Annotated in this window: 17 protein-coding genes; 8 read left to right on the top strand and 9 right to left on the bottom strand. The window is 64.3% G+C overall.

Annotated elements, in window-relative coordinates; translation table 11 throughout:
* The 6 genes from FHS28_RS22895 to FHS28_RS22865 all read left to right on the top strand — a co-directional run.
* Positions 1–2491: polymorphic toxin-type HINT domain-containing protein (locus FHS28_RS22895; protein ID WP_221194192.1), on the top strand; the 2491-nt coding region annotated here is incomplete at its 5' end.
* A gap of 12 nt (positions 2492–2503) precedes the next feature.
* Positions 2504–3115, top strand: a complete 612-nt coding sequence (locus tag FHS28_RS22890; RefSeq protein ID WP_184295477.1) for a hypothetical protein — start codon at positions 2504–2506, stop codon at positions 3113–3115.
* An 8-nt stretch (positions 3116–3123) separates the two neighbouring features.
* The gene (locus FHS28_RS22885; RefSeq protein ID WP_184295475.1) at positions 3124–3684 is read left to right on the top strand and encodes a hypothetical protein; all 561 of its coding nucleotides are present in this window, start codon (positions 3124–3126) and stop codon (positions 3682–3684) included.
* A gap of 677 nt (positions 3685–4361) precedes the next feature.
* The gene (locus tag FHS28_RS22875) at positions 4362–4892 is read left to right on the top strand and encodes a hypothetical protein (protein ID WP_184295469.1); all 531 of its coding nucleotides are present in this window, start codon (positions 4362–4364) and stop codon (positions 4890–4892) included.
* Positions 4893–6000: 1108 nt separating this feature from the next.
* Positions 6001–7002, top strand: coding sequence for a glycoside hydrolase family 19 protein (locus FHS28_RS22870; RefSeq protein WP_184295466.1), 1002 nt, complete (start codon positions 6001–6003; stop codon positions 7000–7002).
* Entirely contained in the window at positions 6999–7898 is a 900-nt protein-coding gene (locus tag FHS28_RS22865; RefSeq protein ID WP_088454140.1) for a hypothetical protein, read from the top strand. Before FHS28_RS22870 ends, FHS28_RS22865 begins: the two co-directional genes overlap by 4 nt.
* 42 nt (positions 7899–7940) lie before the next feature.
* On the opposite strand, the gene FHS28_RS22860 is transcribed toward FHS28_RS22865, so the two are convergent.
* The 9 genes from FHS28_RS22860 to FHS28_RS22820 all read right to left on the bottom strand — a co-directional run bounded on the left by FHS28_RS22860 (position 7941) and on the right by FHS28_RS22820 (position 19930).
* Positions 7941–8501 (bottom strand): HNH endonuclease, encoded by a 561-nt coding sequence (locus FHS28_RS22860; RefSeq protein WP_088454139.1) that lies wholly within the window; start codon positions 8499–8501, stop codon positions 7941–7943.
* Between the two features lie 229 nt (positions 8502–8730).
* Complete coding sequence (locus tag FHS28_RS22855; protein ID WP_088454171.1) at positions 8731–9444, bottom strand: response regulator; 714 nt, start codon at positions 9442–9444, stop codon at positions 8731–8733.
* A 14-nt stretch (positions 9445–9458) separates the two neighbouring features.
* A complete protein-coding gene (locus tag FHS28_RS22850; RefSeq protein ID WP_088454138.1) occupies positions 9459–12428 on the bottom strand; it encodes a response regulator in 2970 nt (989 codons plus the stop codon).
* Entirely contained in the window at positions 12425–13534 is a 1110-nt protein-coding gene (gene cheB, locus FHS28_RS22845) for a chemotaxis-specific protein-glutamate methyltransferase CheB (protein ID WP_088454137.1), read from the bottom strand. The genes FHS28_RS22850 and cheB overlap by 4 nt, the downstream gene beginning before the upstream one ends.
* Positions 13531–15837, bottom strand: a complete 2307-nt coding sequence (locus FHS28_RS24695; RefSeq protein ID WP_088454136.1) for a hybrid sensor histidine kinase/response regulator — start codon at positions 15835–15837, stop codon at positions 13531–13533. The genes cheB and FHS28_RS24695 overlap by 4 nt, the downstream gene beginning before the upstream one ends.
* Before the next feature lie 28 nt (positions 15838–15865).
* The gene (locus FHS28_RS22835; RefSeq protein WP_088454135.1) at positions 15866–17326 is read right to left on the bottom strand and encodes a CHASE3 domain-containing protein; all 1461 of its coding nucleotides are present in this window, start codon (positions 17324–17326) and stop codon (positions 15866–15868) included.
* A 17-nt stretch (positions 17327–17343) separates the two neighbouring features.
* Positions 17344–17907, bottom strand: a complete 564-nt coding sequence (locus FHS28_RS22830) for a chemotaxis protein CheW (protein WP_088454134.1) — start codon at positions 17905–17907, stop codon at positions 17344–17346.
* Positions 17904–19352 carry a CheR family methyltransferase gene (locus FHS28_RS22825; protein ID WP_088454133.1) on the bottom strand — a complete coding sequence of 483 codons (1449 nt, stop codon included), beginning with the start codon at positions 19350–19352 and terminating at the stop codon, positions 17904–17906. The genes FHS28_RS22830 and FHS28_RS22825 overlap by 4 nt, the downstream gene beginning before the upstream one ends.
* Entirely contained in the window at positions 19349–19930 is a 582-nt protein-coding gene (locus FHS28_RS22820; protein ID WP_184295463.1) for a chemotaxis protein CheW, read from the bottom strand. Before FHS28_RS22820 ends, FHS28_RS22825 begins: the two co-directional genes overlap by 4 nt.
* A 311-nt stretch (positions 19931–20241) precedes the next feature.
* Here FHS28_RS22820 and FHS28_RS22815 point away from each other — a divergent pair, with 311 nt between their 5' ends.
* Both FHS28_RS22815 and FHS28_RS22810 read left to right on the top strand, forming a co-directional pair.
* Complete coding sequence (locus FHS28_RS22815; RefSeq protein WP_088454170.1) at positions 20242–21003, top strand: TetR/AcrR family transcriptional regulator; 762 nt, start codon at positions 20242–20244, stop codon at positions 21001–21003.
* A gap of 63 nt (positions 21004–21066) precedes the next feature.
* On the top strand, positions 21067–22857 hold the full coding sequence (locus FHS28_RS22810; RefSeq protein ID WP_088454131.1) for an acyl-CoA dehydrogenase C-terminal domain-containing protein: 1791 nt from the start codon (positions 21067–21069) through the stop codon (positions 22855–22857).
* Positions 22858–22878: the final 21 nt, after the last annotated feature.

Genomic DNA, 22878 nt, shown 5'->3' with positions numbered 1-22878 from the left:
AAGCCTGCAGGACACCGCGAAGTTCGACAGCAAGAGCACGAGCGCAGGCGGCAGCGCAACCTTTGGGTATGGCGCGGGCGGGAGTGCGAATTTCAGCCAATCCAAGGTCAATGCGGATTACGCGGCGGTTGGGGAACAGGCGGGGATTCGCGCGGGCGATGAAGGCTTCCAGGTCTCGGTGAAGGGCCAGACCGACCTCAAGGGCGGAGCGATCACCAGCAGTCAGGCAGCGATTGACGCCGGCAAGAATTCGCTGAGCACAGGCACCCTGACGGCCAGCGATATCGAGAACCGCAGCCAGTACAGCGCCAGCGCGGTGACGGTGAGCGCCGGGACTAGCGGCGGCATGGCCGGGGCCTACAAGGACAGCGGGGACGAGCGGAGTACGACGAAGAGCACGATCAGTGCCGGAAGTACGACGATCACCGGCGGCGATGCGGCCAGCCAGTCCACCTTGGACAAGTTGGATCGCGGCGCGACTGACGATGCTACCGCCGGCACGCTGGCGCAGGGGTGGGATGGGCAGAAGCTTGCGCAGCAAGCCAAGGTGAATGCCCAGATCGTGGCGGAGTTCGGGGCGCAGGCGGCGAAGGAGGTGGGGGACTACGCAGCGTCAAGAACGAAGACGTTTGAACTCGCACAGATTCAGAAGCAGTCGCTTGATGAAGCGCTCCTCAAGGAGAACCTGTCGGACTCCGAAAGGGCCTCGCTCCGTCAGCAGTTGAGTGCGGTTGAACGGGTCGTATCGGCGGAGCAATCTAACTACGACGCTTGGAGGGAAGGGGGAAGCGCTCGCGTTGCGCTGCATACCTTGATCGGCGGCTTGACTGGCGACTTGGCGGGCGCATTGGGCGCCGCTGGAAGTGCGATCGCAGCCCCAGCGCTTGATTCATTCCAGAAGTCGGTGAAGGACCAGTTGGTCGCTGCCGGCATGGAGTCCGAAAGCAAGGACAAACAGCCCACGTTGGCGGATGGACTGTCGAAGCTGGCCGCGGGACTGCTCTCGGGAGCCGGAGGGAGCTTTGCCGGTTGGGCCGGTGGCGCCGCAGCGTTGAACCAGGACATGAACAACCGGCAGTTGCATCCGTCCGAGGAAGCATGGATCAAGTCCAAGGCCAAAGAATTTGCCGAAGCGAACAAGATATCTGAGGAGGAAGCCAAGCGTCAGCTCACCCAACAGGCGCTGAAGGAAATTGACTTTGGCTGGCGGTCCGTGCTCTCAGATGGAGACAACGCGGCGGCTAAGAGCTTCCTGGCTACCGCAAAAAGCACGTTTGAAAACGACCTGGGGACACAGCAGCAGCTATTCACCGTCTCGGGAACACAGCTCACGCGCATGGAAATGTTCATGCCAGAGGCCGATCTCGATTTTTACAAGCGATATGCGCAGCCGGGAGTGACGCGGGACTGGAAGACCGGCTTTAGAAAAGAAAGCATCGACCTTGCAAAAGACAAGGCGAATGAGGTGGTGGAAGGCAGCAAGGCGGTAGGGAAGGCCTTCGTCGATGATCCGGTCAGCACTTCAGTCAACTTGGCCAAAGGAATCGTTGGTGCTTTGACGGAGCTTCCGAGCACGATCAAGGAGGGCGTTCTCGATTCCGGCAAAGCCCTTGGAGAGGGAGCGGTCGTCGCGCTCGATAAAGACCTGACCGACAGGATGAACGCCCTGTACGGGACCGACGTCGGAGCGCTGCAAAAGTCGGTGTTGACCGTTCGTGCGATTGCTGCAGTTGTCGGCGCTGCGGGAGTGGCCAAGACAGCGACTGAACTGGGCGAAAAGGTACTGGCAAAGGGCGGGAAAGAGGCGATCGAAAAGGCTGGTGCGAAGGCAGAGGGTGCGGCAGCCAAGGACGCAGCCAAGCTCGAGAACGCGCCAGACAAAGAGGCGGTCAAGATAGACGGAAGTGCATTTAAGGAAGGCCCGCATACAGAGACTGCACAAACAAAACCTGCACCCAGCAGCGATGTCTCAGCAAGCAAGGACGCAGCGCCTCACGGGCAAATGCCGGATTCATCGGGCACCGATGGGGCCTCCAAGGCACAGAAGCCTGTTTCGGCTGAACCAGCTCAAACAGATGTGACGGATTCGCCGTCGAAGGGACATTTGTCGGAGGGAGACGGTGCGTCTTTAGCTGACAACGGCAAATCACCCACAGAGGTTGCGCCCTCCTGCGCGGCACCGCCGCAGTGCTTCGTGGCTGGCACAGTGATTCACACCGTCGATGGGCCCAAAGCAATTGAGACGTTTGTGGGTGGTGAGTTGGTGCTATCGCGTCACGAGCACACCGGCGAGCCGGGTGTACGGCCGGTGGTGGCGACGGTCGCCACGAAGGATCAGCCGATCTACGAGGTGGTGATTGAGGATGCTCGCGGCAACACGGAGACGTTGCATACCACTTCGGAGCATCCGTTCTGGGTGGTTGCGAGGGCCGAAGAAGCGGGAGAGGACGATTTGGGGATCCGTGAGTCGCAGTGGGTGCGTGCGTCATAGCTCACACCAGGAATGCGGCTAGTAGATCCATTTGGGGCGGAGCTAATTGTTCGCGCGCAAGGACCTGCGGGATGGAATGCCGATGTTTTCAACGTCGAGGTCCATGAATATCACACGTACCATGTCGGTGCATTTGCCGTATGGGTCCACAATGCGCCATGCTGCAAATCGTCTCAGGCCTTTAAGGACGCCATCAGCCCAGCAGCTGAAGATTACTACGAGCTCAATCGAGCGATCGGGCAAACGGTACTCTTTGGTCAGCGCCGGATATCTAGTACATTCGCCAATTTGGGGTCGAACGCGCCAGACTTCATCGTGGGTCGCAGCATATACGCGGTGGCAGAAGATCTGCGTATGGGTCGACTGACGTCAGATGATGTTCTGATCCACGCCTTCAGGATTGATGATAGCTTGGTGACGTTTAACAACCGGGGACTGGCGGCCCTAAGTTTGGGCCATTTAACGCCGACCATGATTGTCGAGAGACTGCCAACAGTCAGTGAACTGAAAAGATTAACGGAGTCGCCCCTAGGGGGTCTTAAGATTCCGGGGCGCTCGACGGCTGTAACGCCAGGGCCAAAAAATTTAACTATTGAAGATATTGTGACGATTCCGGGATGGTGAGGTGAAAAATGAACAGGGTTATCCCTTTGCAGGTTCCATGGATGGTGGCGCCTTCTATGCCTAGCCTGAAGCTCTATTCGGAGGAATATGGATCAACTAGAGTGGAGCTTTTTGCATTCTTTGGCTTTGTGCCAGAAAATAGGGATGTATCGCCAGTTTTTGCACCAAGTTACGACACTGATGGTGTCGCGTTAGATTCAAAAAATTTATCTGGTCGTTACCAATTAATTTGTTTGGATTTTGAAAAAGTTGGCTGGGTGAGGAGATCCCCACAGCATTCGGACAGTGACGTTGTTGATGAGTCACGATTCGATTGGTCATGCGTGAAGGGCCGCCCCGAACCCAATGAGCAGCCTGCCGATTGGCATACGCGAGTAATGCAGGATTGGAGTATCACCCGTATTTCGCCCGATCCATCGGTATACATTGTTGAAAACTCAGACTGGAACAATGAGGAATCAAAGCGCTTCGGGTTGACGCATTACTTGATCTTGGGTGAATATTGTTATATTGAGATTTTGGCAGGGGCTATGGAGTGGTCATCGAAGGGTAGTCTTAACGGTTGGTGACTTCCACACACCTTGCAGTTAAATTCGTGCTCCAAGGTATGAAGTGAAACACCTTGCCAATGGGTGAGGAATGAATAAAAACTTCGAGTATTGGCACGCAATTTAGTGCATTATAAAGTTTGCAAAGCCGGAAATGCTGATGTCTAGTTAGTTCATGAATGCCCGGTAGGAATGCTGTGCCGAAGGGGCTCACCCTCAACAGTGCGACCTCGGCCCTTAATGCTGATGGGGCGACATACACCATATCGCCGACTGCAACGACCGGCATTTCCGGAATAGACTACTTCAAATCAGCCTTCGGCGATTTTGCGCCGAACCGTGATGAAGACGCATCGGTCAAATTCGTCTTGAATGCCGTGGTCATGGACAACCGCTTGCCTGAACTGGCCGCTTGGTAGTCGATTGCAGCCAGTTAGGGGGACGTGGAGGGCGAGCCCGGATGGACGCTACAGCGGCGCGACACGGGCTGACGAATCCAATGTCGCGGCGTATCAGGAGTGGCCAGCAGGTACGCGCTTCAAGGCAAGCGTGGATCAGGAAGCATTCAGGCTCAAGCACCCCGAGTACTTGATAAGTCGAGAGGTATTCATGAAGTACCTCCATTGCGATTGACGCATTCCTGGCGGATGATCCTTCGCGAACGGCTAAAGTTGCGTTTTAAGAAAGGCGGGACGAAGATGTTGAAATTCCTAACTGAATCCCCCGAATTGCCTCAAAAATTTGCGCCGCCTGAGTTCAACGTTTCACTGTTTTTTGATTTTAGTCTGCGGGGAAGTTCTGAATTCCATTGCGAACTGAAGAATAGCTTGGGGCTGTCTTCCGGCTTTTCAGTTTTAAATGCGAACGGTTTTAGATTCCTAAGAGATGTTGCAATAGAGGACGACATACCCGAGGTAATGTATCAGGTGCATTTGGAGCTTTGGCATGAAAAGGAATATCATGGGGTGTGTCTTTTGGACTCTGGTGCTCGCTGGATCATTGCCCAATATATTGACATAACATTGGGGGTGGCTGTCTTCAAAGCTTCGGATCCGGTTGCAGTCTCATTCTTTGAAAAACTTCGAGCGTCGGGATGGTTTTTTGATACTGGATATATTTCCTCAGCGCTTAATGATCCTAAGTCTTGTCTTTTGGAGGAATATAGTTCTGAGTTCTTGTATACGCTTCTTGATAATTACTCTTCAGATTTGCCGAGTGCGTCAATTTAGCTGGCCAGTCGTATGAATCAGAAGTGTGACATTTACATGCCAGTTCCTAGCCTGGTGCCCGAACTAAAGTACGTGCATGTGTTGGATAGGGGATTTTGCTATAACCCTCTTAAAGAGTATGCCGGGTACGTTGGCGTTGAGCTGCCTCGGCTCAGAGCAGTTGCTATTGTGTCCAAAATACGATCTCGCGGAATCCCTGCGCTCAATGTGCCCTTGCGTTACAAGACCGGAATAATATCCCTTGAAAGAGGTCGTGAGGTTGCTTCAGAATACGCAAAGAGTATGAGGTTTGGTGCTTCTTCCGGGAATGGTCCGATGGATAGGCATACGCCTCTATATTGGTGTTTTTCTGTGACTTCCATGGAAGAGGATGATCGAGCTGGGGGGCGCATACTCGTCGATCGTTGTGATGGGCATGTATGGAGCACTGAAGAGCTTGACGATTATATGTACGACTACAATAACGTATTGGATTGAGTGCCTTTTCTATCGAATAGTCCCTTGGTCCCGATTGCTCGAGGACGATGGCCGGAAAGCACAATGCGCTGGTTGTGGCGCTCAGGCAGTAAATCACGGCGGCGGGCGAGCCCGGCAAAGTGCGCTTCGTTAAATAGATGCACAAGTTGCTAGAGATCGTCGGGAGCTTACGAGGCCGATTCCAAGAAAACTTTTAATATCGTTACGGCTATGTTCTAACTAATCTCTTCTATGAGCTTATATTCCTGGATGACAATAGAATTCAAGCGACAGACGATGATTGGAGCAACCCAGGGTTTGTAGAACAAATAATCCGGGATTTTGTTATTCCTCGATACGAGTCTTTCAAGGACGACGCCAAACAGGTTGTCAAAAATGCCCTTCGCTATTTAATTGCGGCGGAGTCCGAAAATGGTGAGCTGTGGGAAATTATTTGGCAAGCTTGCTCAGCGCCTATTCATACTCCTGAAGGAATCCGTGCATTCATACTCCGCTGTTATTGCGTGATGTTGCCCCGAATGCCCCACCACAATCTCCCCCGCCTAAAGTCACTTGCCCCCATCCCCGCCTCGCTGTCCACTCCTCCCGTTGACAACCTGCAGACGTCTCTCGGCAGAGGAGCGACCGACCCATGGCGAACTCAAGAATTCCGGGCCCGCTGGGCAACATGCTGACGCATCTGACCTTCGGCGAAGACCTCCCCGGCATTGGCCGGCTGCTATCCAGCAGCCTTCACCGTGACAGTCCTGGCCCACTGGGCTTCAACGACCTGGCCGACTTTGTCGCCACCCGCCTCGGTCTTTCCAGCGGCGCCGCGGTCTCCACATCGGCATGCGCCTGCAACCGCGACCTGACGCTGGACGAGCTGTGCGCCGTCTATCCGCACCAAAAGCGCGAGCGGTGCAAGACCTTCCTGCCGCACCTCAACGCCACCTTCCGCGCCTATCAGATCAACACCTGCCTGCGCAAAGCGCACTTCCTGGCGCAGGTCGGGCACGAGTCCGGTGAACTCCGGTATGTGGCCGAGGTTCTGCCCAAAGGAAAGAAGGAAGCGGATGTGTATGACGGCTACAAAGGCCGCGGCCTCATCCAGACCACCTACAAACGCAATTACGAGGCCTACGGCAAGGCCGTCAAACACGACTTCACCGGTGACAACCGGGTGGATCTGGAAGAGCCGAAGTGGGCCGCCGATTCGGCTGGGTATTACTGGACCACCGGCGCCAAGACCGACCTCAACGGACTGGCAGACAACAACGATCTGCTGGCGATCACCGTGCGGGTCAACGGGGGCTTCAACGGGTTTTCCGACCGCGCGTCCCTCCTTGCCGCAGGCATCAAACATCTGCATGTGCGGGAATGCAAGACGGTGAAAGTCGGCAAGGAGGCTTACCTGGACTTCGGCCGGAGCGCCATCTACGGCGAAAAGGCCGCCGCCTTCGCCTGGGGCGCCTGGAATGACCCGGCCAGCCTCAAGCATGGCATCCGTCCGCAATCCGAGAGCGACCGGCGTGCCGGCTACAAACGTTATGTCGAGCTTCGCGAGGCCGAGAACTGGAATCCAAAAGCCAAGGCCCGTTACGGTTTCAAACTCGCCAAGATGGATGAACTCGCCAAGGCTGGTGTCAAATGACCGGCACGATGCCCCGCTTCACCTTCATCACCGCCTGCCTGCTGGCGCTGGCCACGCTGCCTGCCATCAGCCATGGCGAGACCGACGTCCGCAACGCGTCCTCCCTCAAGTTCGACAATGGTTTCTCCGGCCCGCCCGCCAGCCAGTGGCCGGCAGATGCCCCGCCGGTCCGCTTCTACTTCGCGCCGGGTGATGCCGCCCCCTCCTGTGGCTTGTTGGTGGCCGCCAAAGGCCAGGTGATCCCGCTGGTCGAGCCTGACGAAGGCAGCAATTTCCCCCAGTGCATCGGCGTGCCGTCAGCCATGGTGCTCCAGCAAGGAGCCAAGCGCTACCTGTTGCTGCGCGTCAAGCAGAAGGACACTCGCGAAGACACCAGCCTCAACGACCTGCTGTTCGTTGAAGCGGCCGGCGTGCCCCAGGCGCAGGACGACCTCTCGGGCACCACCGCGCCCGCCACCAGCAAGCCGCTGCCCCAGGTGGCCGCGTGGCTGCGTGCCCGCTGGGTCAATCAGGCCGACACGGCGGCAGGCGCTCGCGCCTGGCCGGAGCACACCGCCACAACGCCGGGGGCGTATCTGGCCCTCTCGCAGACAGCGGGCGGCCAATGTCAATACGCCGTGGGCACCCCGGAGGCGGCAGCGCCTTCACTCAAGGTGAGCCATCCGTGCGAGCGCGTGTCGGCGACTTCGGCCTTCCAGCAAGGGGCATCCTCCTGGTTTGTCGCACTGGTCCAGCAGCCTGGCGCGGGCGCAGAGGCGCTGGTGTTTGAAGTCGATGGCAAGGGGGCGCGGGAAGTACCGGCATACGCGGCCGAATTGAAGGCCAAGGCCGCCGACGGGAAGATCCTGCCGCTTCGCCAGGCTTTGCAGAAACTCGTGGCCACTTCAAAGCACTGAACCCGCGCGGCCTGCGCGGCGAGCGCGGCCACTGCGCACGCCTCAGCCCACGTACAGCCGCGACGACTTCGGCACACTCGCCAGCAGGAACTCCATCTGGTCCGCCAGAATCCGCCGGCCCCGCAGGATCATGTCCTCGTGCAGGCTGGGCACATACGGCAGGTACATCAAGGACATGCCGGCTTCTTCCGGCGTCCGGTTGCCCTTGCGGCCGTTGCAGGCTCGGCAGGCGGTGATGCAGTTCATCCAGCTGTCCTTGCCCTTGCGGGACACCGGCTGGATATGCTCCCGCGTCAGTTGCTCCGGATGAAACCGGTGTCCGCAGTAGGCGCAGACATGCCGGTCGCGGGTGAAGAGCTTGGGATTGGAGAGGGCGGGCGCCTGGCGCCACGCACGGCTGGGAATGGCGCCCCGCACCGCGATGATCGGATGCAGCTCAATGCGCGACTGCAGCCCCGTGATCCGCTGATACCCGCCCCGCAGCACATGGCAAGGCTGGCCCAGCGTCCAGGCGACTGCGTCGCTGGCGTAGAGCACGGCGGCTTCCTTGGTCGAGATCCAGGCCTGAGGGCGGCCCGAGATATCCAATTGCAGAACATCCACGGTCGATGACCTCCGTCACGGAGGGTAATCCACCCGGGCGGGGCAACTCAAGTGCCCAATGCACCGCCAATCGCGTCAAAACCGACATTTCGTCGGGCGGAGGGCCCGGTTTTGCCCCCGGTAGAGCTTTCTGCGCCCATGCGCTTGCATCGCTCAGTCGCCCCATGACGATTTCAGGACAGGTCCCCCTGGCTCCTGCGGATCATGCCGCCGAGGCGCCCCGCAGGCCTCAGACACCCAGCAGCGCCCTCGCGAGCAAGGCTTCGCCGGAGAACCCATCCTGCGGCAGTCGGGCGACGCCCTGCGGCGGCGCATTCGCGCTTGCCGTCTCGTCGGGCACCGCATGGGCGACCACGACCCCTTCGGCGCCCACCGCCCCTTCGGCACGCCACATCCCCACCAGATCCCCGGCCTCGGCGGCCGCCTGCAAGTCTAGCGCCAGCGCGCTCGCCTCCGCTTCCGCCATCCGCCAGGCCTGCACGGTCAGGTCGCCGCCGTCGCGCTGGGCCAGCAGCGCCGTCTGATCCAGCCGCACCAGGAATTCCTCCCGGCCCATCGGCGCCGCCGGCTGCGGCACGGTGCCGCCGGCCAGCGCCTGCAGTAGGCCGTCCAGTTCTTCCGCCTTGTCGAAGAATCCGTCCGCCCCTGCAGCCACACACGCTGCTCGATAGGCCTCCGGCGTCTGATGCGACAGCACATGCACCTGCCCGGCATACCCCTGCCGCCGCAACTGCTTCAGCACCTGCAGCCCCGATCCGCCGTCCGCCAGGGACAGATCCAGCAACACCGCATCCGGCCGGGTCGCTGCAACCAGCGCCAGCGCAAGGGCTTCGTCCGGGGCTTCGCCCACGACCCGCAGGCCCTGCATCCGTCTCAGCCGCTGGAGGATCTGACGACGGATCGTCATCGAGTCCTCCACCAGCACCACAGTCAATTCCTGCATCCAGGCTCCTTGGTTCATCCGAGCGGGTCCAGGTCACCCCAGCTCGTGCGGCTGATCGCCCGCTTCACTTCATCCGTGAATCGTTTTTGCGGCGGCGGTGCGGCCGCATCCGGCCCCGGACCGGCAGCGGTGGACACCGGCACCTGCGCCCGCTGCACATGGCGATTGAGCAACTCCTTGTCCCGCGCCGTCAGCTGCGAAGCCGCGACCACGATCACCGGAATGGCCGCCGTGAGCGGGTCGCGTTGCAAGGCTTCCACCACGCCGATGCCATCCACCTCGGCCATCAGCAGATCCAGCACGATCAGATCCGGCACATGCCGCCGTGCCAGCGTGATGCCTTCCTGACCACCGGTGGCACGCAGCACGGAGAACCCCGGCTGCGACAGATGCGCGCTGAGGGACTGCAGATCCCCCGGCGCTTCGCTGATGGCCAGCACCAGGAACTTGCGCGTCGCCGTGGGCTTGAACCCCAGCACCTCCAGTTCCTGCAGCAGCGCCGTGCGGCTGACCGGCTTGTGCAGCACCGCCGAAGCCCCCAGCGACAGGGCCACTTCCTCGCCCGCTGCCACTGACACCACCACCACCGGGATGTGCGCCCAGCCGTTGAGATTCTTCAGGCGGGACAGCAGCTCCCAGCCATCCAGATGACCCGGCAGCTGCGTCTCCAACGTGATCAGGTCCGGCCGCAGATGTTGCGCCAGCTCCAGCGCCTCCTCTGCGGATTCCACATGCTGCACCCGGAACCCCAGGCCCTGCAACTGCGTCTGGATGAGCGCGGCCGCCTGCAGGTTGTGCTCGATCACCAGCGCCAGCGGACGGTTGGCCGCATCCGCCGGTTGCGGCATGCCCGGCACCACCGGTTCCCGCCACGGCAGCCAGACACTGAAGCAGCTGCCTTTGTCCAGCTGGCTGGTCACCGAGACCGCGCCCCCGTGCAACTGCACCAGGCGCGCGACGGTGGCCAGCCCCAAGCCCGTGCCTTCGACCTTCTGCGTCAGCACGTTCTTGATTTGGTTGAAGGGCTGGAACAGCCGCTCCAGGCCCTCCGGCGGAATGCCGATGCCGTTGTCGGTCACGCTGATCTGCACGAACTCCTTGAAGTCGCTGGCGGGCAGATCCGAACGACGGCCGGCGGCAAAGCCCGGCAGCGATTCCTCCGCCCGCATCCGGTTGACCCGTCGCGCTTCCAGCTGGATCAGCCCCCCCTTGGGCGTGAACTTGGCGGCGTTGGATAACAGGTTGTAGAGAATCTGCCGCAGGCGGCGGCGGTCCACCATCAGCCGCTGGTCCACCCCCACGCCAAACAGCTTGAGCTCGATGTTGCTCAGTCGCACCCGCTCCTGCACGATGGCCATCGCATCCCGCAGCAGCTCGTCCAGATCGACCACCTCGTAGTCCAGGTCCACCCGGCCGGCTTCGATCTTGGCCATGTCCAGCAGCTCATTCACCAGCGAGAGCAGATGCTGCCCCGCGTTGTGGATGTGCTGGCAGAACTCCGCCTGCCGGTCGTTGACCGGCCCGGCCGCGCCGTCCCGCATCAGCTGCGCAAAGCCGATGACCGCATTGAGCGGCGTGCGCAGCTCATGCGACATGGTCGAGAGAAACGCGGTCTTGGCGCTGCTGGCGCGGCTCAGTTCCGAGTTCAGCTGCTCCAGCGCGTCATTGCGCTGCTGCAGCGCGGCCAGCAGCTCGGCGCGGCTGTCCGCCAATTCCTGCGCGGCCCGCGCGGTGGCCGCCTCCATCGCCGAGTTGTGCAGCTCCGCATGCATGCGCCGCGCTTCGTCTTCGAACTGCTTGCGCCGCAACTGCGCCCGCACCCGCGCCTTCATCAGCTCCAGCTCACCGCCGGCCTTCACCACATAGTCATCCGCGCCGGCTTCCAGGCCGGCCAGCATCGCATCGCGGCCATCAAAGGCGGTGAGCAGCACAACCGGAATGTCCCGCATCGCGGGCGCCGACTTGATACGCCGGCAGGTCTCCAGGCCCCCGATGCCCGGCATCTGCACATCCAGCAGCACGGCATCCACTGTCTGCACGGCCAGCAGCTCCAGCGCCTGCTCGCCACTGTGGGCGGGCACGACGTCGAAGCCGTCATCCCGCAGTGAGGCGCCCAGCTCCGCCAGCACGTTGGGGCTGTCGTCCACCAGCAGCAGGCGCTTGGGCCCCAGCAGGCTGGCGCCCTGTTCCGGCAGGGAGGCGGTGGCACTGCGCAGCATCGCCGCCATGCGCGCGAGGATCAGGTCCACATCGTCCTGCTTGCGGGCGAAGGCATCGGCCCCGGCCTCCAGCGCGCGCAGTTCGGCGTCGGCGCCTTCATCGGCGGTGAGCAGCAGGCAAGGCGTGTGGCGCAGCGCGGGGTCCAGGCGCAGGTGGCGGATCATCGAGGCGCCATCCAGCCCGGGCATGTGCTGGTCCACCACAATGGCATTGGGCCGCAGGGCGGCGGCCTGTCGCAGACCATCCTCGCCATGCACCGCCAGATGCACCCGGTAGCCCATCGGCTCCAGCGCTTCGCGCAGCGCGTGGCGGAAGGTCTCGCTGTCGTCCACCAGCAGGACCGTCGCCCGCTGCGGCTGGGCCTCGATCGACTGACGCTTCATATTGCGATGCCGCAGCAACTCGCGCGCCCGGTCCACCACATAGCCGCGGTCATAGGGCTTGCCGACGAATTCGTCCGCGCCATACGCCAGTCCGCGCAGGCGGTCACCCGCGTTCGCGGTGTTGGAAAGGATCAGCACCACCGTCTGATCACCCCCCGGCGTGGCCCGCAGCTCCTGCAGCCAGACATCGCCGTCGCCGTCCGGCAACTGGGTGTCCAGCATCACGATGCGCGGTACGCCCAGGGCCAGTGCCTCGCGGGCCTGCGCCAGGGTGGCGCACTCCACGCACGCAAAGCCGGCGTCCTCCATCGCTTCCCGAAGGTCCATGCGGACCGTCAGGCTGTCCTCCACGATGAAGGCTTTGTCCTTGTTCTGATTCATGATGGTCCTGCTCCCCAAGGCACACCGCTCAGAGACTTCATGGCGGGGCCGATTTCATTCAGCGGCAGGATGCGTTCGGCCGCACCCAGTTGGGCCGCCTCGCGCGGCATGCCGTAGACCATGGACGTCTCTTCGTCCTGGGCAATGGTGCTGCCGCCCGCGCGGCGGATGGCCAGCAAACCGGCAGCGCCATCCCGGCCCATGCCGGTGAGCAGCGCGGCGACCGCACCTGCGCCGAACTCTCGAGCGATGGATTCAAACAGCACGTCCACCGACGGCCGGCAGGAGAAGCGCGGCGGCGCATGGCTGAGGATGAGTCGGCCCTGCTGAACCGCCAGATGCACATCCGGCGGGGCCAGGATGATGTCGCCCCGGACGGACTGCAGCGCCTCCCCATTTCGCGCATAACGCACCCGATGCGGCGTCTGCCCATCCAGCCATTCGGCAAAGCCCCGGCTGAAGATGGCGTTGATGTGCATCACGATCAGCACGGGCAGCGGCGCCGGGTGCGGCAGCGACTGCAGCACCTGCATCAGGGCGCCCGGGCCGCCGGTGGACGCTCCCAGCGCCAGCACTGCGCGCGGCTGAAGGGCGGCCGAAGGCGCAGCGGGGGGGACCAGGTGACGCGCCCGCACATGCGTGATCACGCGAATGCGGGCGACCAGCCGCAGCAGCCGCAGGTAGCGCTGCTCCCACTCGCCGGCCGGCTGACGGCCGTTGGGTTTTTCCAGCACCTCGACCGCGCCGGCGGCCAGCGCCTCATAGGTGCGCAGCAACTCGCCGCGGTTGGTGGATGACGAGACGATCAGGATAGGCGTCGGGCAGTGCGCCATGATGGCCTCGGTAGCCGCCTGGCCATCCATGCCCGGCAGCATCATGTCCATCGACACCACGTCCGGCCGCAACTGGCCGCACAGGGCCACCGCCTGCCTGCCATCGCAGGCTTCACCGACGATCTCGATGTCGCTCTGGCTCTGCAGCACCTCGCGGATGTGGGCGAGCACGGTGGGGGAATCCTCCACCAGCAGCACCCGCAGAGACTTGGTGCCGCTGCCGGACCTGCTGCCCAGGGTGCCGCCCGTGCCCGCGCCGACGATTCCGCTCATGGCGTCGCCCCTTCGCTGACGGGCGCTGGGGCCCGCTCGCCGCGGTGGCGGCGATCGATGCCAGCGAGCTCAGAGCGAGCCACCAGCTCGGCGACCTTGTCCAGGAAGCTGTTCTGCGAAAACTCGCCCTTGATGATGTAGCCGTCCGCCCCGACCGCCGTGCCGCGCGCCAGATCCTCCGGCGCATTGCGGGAACTGACCAGCACGGCCGGAATGTCGCGCAGCGATTCGTCTGCCCGCAGTTCGGAGATGAAGCTGAAGCCGTCCATGCCGGGCGGCATTTCCACATCGACCAGGATGAGCGCATACGACGCCTGCCGCGCCGCCTCCAGCCCGTCTTCGGCGGAAGAGGCCATGTGCACCCGATATCCCGCCGCTTCCAGGATGCTCTGTTCCAGCATGCGGGTGGTGAGCGAATCGTCGATGACCAGGATGGTCGCCGCCTGACGCGCCGGCGCCACTGGCTGGGGACGGGCCCGGCGCGCTGCGTCGATCAGACCGTCCGGGCTGAGCACGGCCAGCGGCTGCTGAGCCGCATCCAGCGTCAACCCCGTGACCAGCGCGCTGGGCGGCAGCAGGTCCGGCGGCGGGCGCCAGACGACGGTGGACACGCCATCCACCGCGTCCACGCCCAGGGCCGCACGGCGCTCGCCGCAGCGCAGCAGCACCGCGCTGCCCGGCGCCTGCGCCGGTGCGGGATGGTGGGGCATGAGCAGCTCGGACAGCCGCACATACGGCAGCATCTCCTGTCCCAGCAGCAGATGCTGACCATGAATCTGGGGCTGTTGCACGACCTGCTCCACGGCGTCCAGTGGCACCCAGGCCGCCACGGTGCCGGTGAATACATTCAGCGCGCGCACGGACCCCAGGCGCAGCGGCACCCGCATCTCGAGCGTCGTGCCCCGGCCCGGCGTGCTGCGCAGGCTCAGCTGACCGCCCAGCCGCTCCGCGGTGTCCCGCACCAGGTCCATGCCGACCCCCCGGCCGGCCAGGGTGTTCACCTCGCGTGCAGTGCTCAGGCCGCCGCGAAGAAGGCGGTCGATCAAGGCCTGGTCCTCCATGCGGTCGGCGCCCGGCACGCCCTTGGCCATGGCCGTGCTGCGCAGCGCGTCCATGTCGAGGCCGGCGCCGTCATCGGTGCAGCGCAGCCGGATCTGCCGGCCGTCGCGGACCACCTGCAGGTCGATGCGGCCCTGCGCGGGTTTGCCGGCGGCCAGGCGCTGGGCCGGGGCTTCGATGCCGTGGGCGACCGCGTTGCGGATCATCTGGACCAGCGCCGCCAGGGCGGCATTGAGCACGCCGCCTTCCAGCTTCACATCACCGCCGGTCCCGTGGAACTGCACCTGCTTGTCCAGCACGCGGGCGGCGTCGCGCGCGGCGCGTTGCAGCGGGCCGAACAGCAGGGCCGCGGGAGCCAGGCGCAGTTGCTCCGCGTGATCGCGGGCCTGCACCAGCTCACGCTCCAGCTGGCGTCCGCCGCGTTCCAGCTGCTCCTCGATGCGCTGCAGACGCGGCAGCAGATCTTCCGGCGCCAGCGGCAGCGCCGCGCGGAGGTCCGCCACCTGCGCAGTCAGGCGCTGCAGGCTGCTGACGTGGCTGAGCGTCTCCGCCAGGCTGTCGCTGAGGGTGTCCACTTCCTTGGTGGCGACTTGCGGAATCTCCATCAGCGGGAGGGGCAGGTCGTCCACGTCGGCGGGCAGGGGGCCTTTGACGGGCAGCGCCGTGCTGGAAGTGAGGGTGCCGGCCGTGACGTGCGGCGCAGGCACAGGCAATGAGGCTGAAGCGGCTGACGGACTTGACGCTGCGTGCAGAGGAGCAGACGCATGAGACGGTGGTGAGCCGGCATGCCCGGTCTGAGCCGCCGAGGCTGCGCTGTGACGGGATGTAGACACACCCGAGGACGGCGCTGCCGTCAGCGGCATGGCGGGTGTCGTCCCAGCACCGCCAAGCGCCGGGGCCGGTGTCGCAGCCGGTGTCGCAGCCGGTGTCGCCAGCGCGCCGACCGCGGCCTGCGCCTCATCGATCAAGGCCAGCAGTGCATCCACATCCGAAGTTGACACCGCATGCCCCGCGTCCCGCAGCGGCGTGAGCAGATCCTCGATCGCATGCGCCAGCGCCGCAATGTCCGGCAACCTCACGACGCTCGCCGCGCCCTTGAGCGTATGCGCCAGCCGCAGCAGCCGGCTGGGCAGCGCCACCTGCTGCTCCGCCGCCGCATCCTCCGTCGCCAGCACGGCGTCGCTCATCTGCGTGAGCAGGTCCCGCGCCTCGACGCGGAAGTAGCGGTAGGGGTCCTTGGCCACGCTGACGTCTCCGATCCCCGGGGGCGGCTCAGGTCGGCTGCGCCTGAACGAGGCTCAGCAGCTGACGTGAGGTCTCCGCCAGCTCGGTCGCCGTCTGCGACGTCTGGCCGGAACTGGTCTCCGTCTCCCGCGACGCCTGCGCGGTGTTGCTCAGCGCGATGTTGAGCTGCTCCACCGCCGTGGCCTGCTGCTTGGTCGAGAGCTCGATCTCCCGCGCCGCTTCGGTGGTCGTCACCACCTGGCCGGCGATGCGGGCGAAGGTGGCGGCCACGTCGTCGAACTGGCGCGCACCCGCATCCACGGCCTTGGAGCCGGCCTCCGTCGCCATGACGGTGGTGTTCACCGCGCCGCGCACGTCGTCGATCTGCAGACGGATCTCCTTGGTGGTGGCGGTCATTCGATCGGCCAGCTTGCGGATCTCATCGGCCACCACACCGAATCGGCGACCGGCATCCCCCGCCACCGTCGCTTCGATGGTGGCGTTGATGGCCAGGATGTTGGTCTGCTCGGCCAGCTCGCCCACCAGGTCCAGCACCACGCCGATGCGCTGCGACTTCTGGCCCAGGTCCAGCATGTGGCCCACCACCTGGTCGATCTGGCGGCGCATCGCCACGATGGTGTCTCGCGCGCCCTGCAGGGTGCCTTCACCGCCGCGTGCATAACCGGCCGTCTGCTCGGCAATCTGCACCACCCGCTGGGCACTGTCGGCAATCTGGCGCGACGTGGCGAGCAGCTCGGAAATGGTGGTGGAAATCTCGGTCATGGAGGTGGCGGTCTCCCGCGCACCCGCGGCCTGCTGATTCGCCGCTGCCTGCAGTTCCGCCGCGGAACGCTGGACGTGACGCACCGCGGCGCCGACCTGCCCGGACAGTGCACGGTTCAAAACAAACGCGGCGCCCAGCACCAGCAGCAGGCAGGCCACGGTGCCATAAACGATGGCGTTGCGCACATTGCCGGCGGTGGTTTCCACATCCGCGGCACGTTGGCGAAGGACCTCTTCCTCCGCATCCTGCATCTGGTCGATCACGGCACGCAGTTCATCCATGCGGCGCTTGCCGTCGCCCGTTTGGATTTGTTTGAGGGCGGCCTCCATGCTGGCCGTCCGGCGCAGTTCGATGCGATCCTTGTGCAGCGACATCAGGTTTTCCATCATGATGGCCGCCTGATTCAGCCGGGTCTGCTGGGCCGGGTTGTCGCGAATGAGCGGGCGCAGTTCCGCCAGCAGGCGTGGGATGTCCGCGGCCGCCGTACGGTATGGGTCCAGGTAGGCATCGTCGCCGGTCAGCATGAAGCCACGCTGGCCCGTTTCTGCATCTTTCATGGCGCTGAGCAGGGCGGCGATATGGGCTTCCGCCTGGTGGGTGCGCGTCACCTGGTAGCTGGTGCCCGTCAGCGAATCCACGCCGCGATACGACATGACGCCGATGATCAGCAGCAACGCAAATGACAGGCTGAATCCAACGGTCAGCTTTCGGCCAAAGGTCCACATGCTTGCTCCTCCTTGTTTCAGGCCGTGGTGACGGCCGCTGCGGCGCCGTTCTTATGGACGGCAAGAGTTGCCGTCAATCGTTCGACGAGCGGGACCAATGCAATCAGCGGGCGCAGGTCGCCGTTGCATCTCAAGGTCCATCGTCCGACACCCTCGTGGCTGTCTGCCTGCTGAAGCCTGTCTTCGGGCGGCACCCGCCACTGTCCGTCGAAGTCTTCCACCGCCAGCGCGACCGGGGACGATCGAAGAACTGCCCACCAGCGGACGCTGCTGCTCAACCCGCGTCCCAGCCAGGCGCGCAAGTCGTACAGCGGCAGCACCTGACCCCGGTGGCCGATCAGGCCTATCAGGGCAGGGGCATCAGCCGGGTAGGGGGCGGGCGTCTGGGCGGTCAACAGTCCGGCCAGTTCGTCCAGCGACAGCGCGAAGGGCTCCCCGGCAATCCGGATGCCCAGCACATTCCAGGCGTCACCCCAGCCGTCACTGTGGCGGGGCTCGGCAAAGGAGTCGTCGAAGCTTTCGCGCCAGCCTTGCAGCTGGGACAGCAACGCCTCGGTGGAGGCGTGGGACGTCGGACTCATCGGAGGTCTCCCAGATCGTTGGTGCAGAGCTGCCGCAGCGCCTGGCGTTCGAAGCCGCCGCCAAAGCGGCGCAGGCGGGCGGGCGATTCGGTGTCCAGCAGTTCCAGGGCGCAACGAAGTTCACGCCGTGCAGCCACCGGCTCACCGCGGCGGCGGGCCAGCAGACCCAGGCGCAGATGGGGCATGGCGAAGTGGGCATCCTTGGCGGCGGCGCGCTGGTGATGCCATTCCGCGGCCGGCAGTTCACCACGTTCCTCCAGGGCCAGCGCCTGGATGTAGAGGGCATCGGCCTGGATATCGGCGGGCACGGACGGGGTGATGAGGCTGGCGCAGACACGCAGACCATCATTGACGTGGCCGGTTTCAACGAGCTGCAGCGCCCGGTCCAGCTGGCGGGTGCTGTCTTCATCCCCGTCGAGCGTGGGCCATTCGGTGGGGAAGGGAGCGTCCCAGATGGAGTCCGGCGCGGGGGCATCGGCGCCGGTGGCCGCGCTGACCTTGGCGCCCGCCCGGTGCGTGGCCAGCCAGTCGGGATCCAGCGTCGAAGGGCGAGGAGCCGTGTGGGGGACGAGGGCCTGGGAGGCGGCGGCTACATCGTCCCGCCGCTGATGGAAAAAGCAGCCGGCGCCTTGTTGCAGGACCAGTTGATCCGTCAGGCTGTGCAGCGTTTCCGCATGCCCAAGGAACAGCGCCCCGCCAGGCGCCAGTGCGGTGGCCAGATGCTGGACGGCCTGCCGGAGCGAAGGCGCCTCCAGATACATCAGCATGTTGCGACAGAAGATGATGTCGAAGTGGCCGGCGCGCCAGAAGCCCGGATCGGGCAGGGCAATCTGCCGCTGGTGAAACTGCACCCGGCGCCGCAGGCTCGGCAGGGGTGTCCAGCCGGCGCCGTCAGGTCGGAACCACAGGTCCCGCCAGGCCGGAGGGGTGGCGCGCAGGCTCCAGGCGTTGTAGTGGGCCGTGCGCGCGCGCTGCAGCGCGGCGGCATTGATGTCGAAGGCGGTGATGTCCCAGTCCACGCCGCCGGGGCCCAGGACCGAGCGCTGCAAGGTCATGGCGAGCGTGTAGGCCTCTTCGCCGCTGGCGCAACCGGCGCACAGCGCCCGCAGCCGCCGCGGTGCGGGATGGCGCTTCACCCAGCGCGGCAACACCACAGTGCGCAAGGCATCGAGCTGCTCGGCGTGGCGGAAGAAATAGGTCTCGCCGACGGTCAGGGCTGCGGCCATCGCATCCTGATCCGCCTGACTGGTGAAACGCTCCAGGCGGGTCAGCCAAGCGGCCGGAGCCTCCGGCCCGGCCAGGCGGTGGAGTGTGTTGCGCAGGCGGTCGTCCTGGCTGGGGTCCAGCTGCAATCCGAGATGGCGGGCGACGAGGGCACGGAGACGTTCCAGCAGTCCGAAGGCCTCTTCGCCTTCCAGCAGGACTGGTACCGTCTCTCGGGTCATGCGGCGCTCTCCCGGGACTGAGACCTGTCGCCGTCGAGGGATGCGCCGGGCGTCTGGGAGGGCGCTGCGCCGCCCGCGGTTCCGGGCATGTCGAGGTCGTCCGGGGCTGCAGTTTCCAGGTCATCCTCTCCAAGGCTCGCTGCAACGAGCGCGGGCGGCGGCATCAGCCGCGCCGGATCCAGGAGGGCGATCAAGGCATCATTCAAGGTTGCGACGCCGGACAGCACCGCATGATGCGCATCGCTCAAGAGGGGCGGCAGCGTGTCCATCGCCTGCGCCGCCAGACGCTGTACGCCCGTCACTTCGGTCACCGCCAGCGCAGCGATCTGGTCCTCGTGGTGCAACACCACCCAGCGGCCGACAAGGACTTCTTCCAGGCCGGCCGCTCCGGCAACATCCACCACCGGCACCCATCGCCCACGCACCCGGGCAAGGCCCGTCACATGGGGCACCGGCGCCATCAACGTGCGCAGCGGGCGGGGGCGAAGGATCTCATCGACGCTGTCCAGAGGCCAGGCACACAGGCGTGAGCCGACCCGGCAGACCAGCACGGGCCTGTCTTCTCCAGTGGCGTCCATGCGGTTGCGCCCGGTCAGCAAAGCCGGAATCCGGTGGATTCCGCAGGGCCGCGGCCGCGGTCATTCCCAGACATCAACATGCTTGTGGCTCCCTGTCACATCCGCCCCGCTGGTCATCCAGGCATTTGTGGCGGACTTGTTTCCGAGTCTATGCCAGCACGCGGCGAGCCCGACGACGCGGCGAACCCTGAGCCGGGTGACGCCGCCCACCTTTTTTAGGCCCGTGCCACTAAAAAACCGGGGGGAAGGATTGCGCAGGAGACCCGGAAGTCTGCAAAATAGAACGACCGTTCGTTTTATTATTGGGCACTGTGTCCTCCACCTCCCTCAACCGCCAAAAGCCAGCCGCCGGCAGCGCCGCCCCCCGCCGGGGTGCCCGTTCGCTGCAAAAAGGCCAGCAGACCCGCGCCGCCATCCTGGAAGCGGCCCTGGGTCTGGCGTCGCACATGGGGTTGGAAGGTTTGTCCATCGGCGCCCTGGCGGACGTGACCAAGATGAGCAAGTCGGGCGTGTTTGCCCACTTTGGCTCGCGGGAAGAACTGCAGATCGCGGTGGTGCGTGAATATCACGCCAAATTTGAAGAAGAGGTCTTCTTCACCGCCATCCGTGAGCCTCGCGGCCTGCCGCGCCTGCGCGCACTGTTCGAGCGCTGGGTGCACCGGGTGTCCATCGAGGTGGACTCCGGCTGCATCTACATCAGCGGCGCGGTGGAATTCGATGATCGTCCCGGCCCGGTGCGGGACGCCCTGGTCAGCATGGTCAAGGACTGGCACAACGCGCTGCGCAAGGCCATCTTGCTGGCGCAGGACGCTGGCCATCTGGCGCCGGATGCCGATGCCGACCAGATCCTGTTCGAGATGCACGGTCTGATCCTCTCCCTTCATCACGATGCGCGTTTTCTGCGCAGCCCCGGCGCGCTGGCGCGGGCGAGCGTGGGCCTGGCCCGCATCGTGGACAGTTTTGCGACCCCCGCCGGTCGTGACGCGGATGTCACCGCGCGCCAGCGGACCGCCGACGCCACACCCCCTTCTCCGGCCCCCGCCGACGCGCCCGCCGCGCGGCGACGAGCCTGATCCCTACAGCGGCATTCCCCGCTTCGTTCTCCACTCACAAAACCTCGACATCAGGAGTTCCTCATGCCCCAGTACAACCCGCCCCTGCGCGACATGCAGTTCGTTCTGCACGAGCTGCTGCACGCCGCTGACGAACTCAAGATGCTGCCGGCCCACGCCGAGGTGGATGAGGACACGATCAATGCGGTGCTGGAAGAGGGCGGCAAGTTCGCCGCTGAGGTGATTGCGCCGCTGAACCTGTCGGGCGACGCCGAAGGCTGCGTGCTGGACAAGACCACCCACGAAGTGAAGGCGCCCAAGGGCTTCAAGGAAGCTTACGCCCAGTATGTGGAAGGCGGCTGGCCTGCCCTGTCGTGCGACCCGGAATACGGCGGCCAGGGCCTGCCGGTGGTCGTGAACAACGCCTTCTACGAGATGCTGAACTCGGCCAACCAGGCCTGGACGATGTATCCCGGCCTGAGCCACGGCGCTTATGAAGCCCTGCATGCCCACGGCACGCCCGAGCAGAAGAAGCTCTACCTGCCCAAGCTGACCTCTGGCGTCTGGACCGGCACGATGTGCCTGACCGAGCCGCATTGCGGTACCGACCTGGGCCTGCTGCGCTCCAAGGCCGAACCCCAGGCCGACGGCACCTACAAGATCACCGGCCAGAAGATCTTCATCTCCGCCGGTGAACACGACCTGGCCGAGAACATCGTTCACCTGGTGCTGGCCCGCCTGCCGGACGCACCCGCCGGTTCCAAGGGCATCTCGCTGTTCATCGTGCCGAAGTTCCATGTGAACGCCGACGGCTCGGTGGGCGAGCGCAACGCCATCTACTGCGGCGGCCTGGAACACAAGATGGGCATTCACGGCAACGCCACCGCCCAGATGGTGCTGGACGGCGCCGTCGGCACGCTGGTGGGCCAGCCCAACAAGGGCCTGCAGGCCATGTTCGTGATGATGAACGCCGCCCGCCTGGGCGTCGGCAACCAGTCCCTCGGCCTGACCGAAGTGGCCTACCAGAACGCGGTGGCCTACGCCAAGGACCGCATCCAGATGCGCGCCCTGTCGGGCCCGAAGGCGCCGGACAAGCCGGCCGACCCGATCATCGTGCACCCGGACGTGCGCAAGATGCTGCTGACCGCTCGTGCCTACGCCGAAGGCGGTCGTGCCCTGACCGGCTACGTGGCCCTGCAGCTGGACAAGGCCCTGTCCAGCGACGACGCTGATGAGCGCAAGGCCTGCGAGGACGAAGTCGCCCTGCTGACCCCGATCATCAAGGCCTTCATCACCGACAACGGCTGGATCGCCACCTCGCACTGCATGCAGGTGTTCGGTGGCCACGGCTTCATCCACGAATGGGGCATGGAGCAGTTCGTGCGGGACTCCCGCATCAACATGATCTATGAAGGCACCAACACCATCCAGGCGCTGGACCTGCTGGGCCGCAAGATCCTCGCCAACAACGGCGCTGTCCTGAAGAAGTTCGGCAAGAAGATCGCCGAGTTCGTCGAGGAAGAGGGCACCAACGAGGCGATGCAGGAGTTCATCAACCCGCTGGCCGACATCGGCGACAAGGTTACCAAGCTGACCACCGAAATCGGCATGAAGGCCTTCCAGAATCCGGACGAAGTCGGCGCCGCCGCCGTGGATTACCTGCGTGTCGTCGGCCACCTGACCTTCGCCTACATGTGGGCCCGCATGGCCCGCCTGGCCCTGGACAAGAAGGACAGCGGCGATCCGTTCTACACCGCCAAGCTGGCCACCGCGCGTTTCTACTTCGCCAAGCTGCTGCCCGAAACCGCCGGTCTGATCCGCTCCTGCCGCGCCGGCCTGAGCTCGCTGATGGAAATGGACGAAGCCCTGTTCTGATCGTCCCCGCGGGTGTCCATC

It is taken from the genome of Roseateles terrae, assembly GCF_014192155.1.
GTDB lineage: Bacteria > Pseudomonadota > Gammaproteobacteria > Burkholderiales > Burkholderiaceae_C > Roseateles > Roseateles terrae.
Note: the sequence above shows the minus strand (reverse complement) of the source record. Positions and strands in the feature narration are given on the sequence as shown.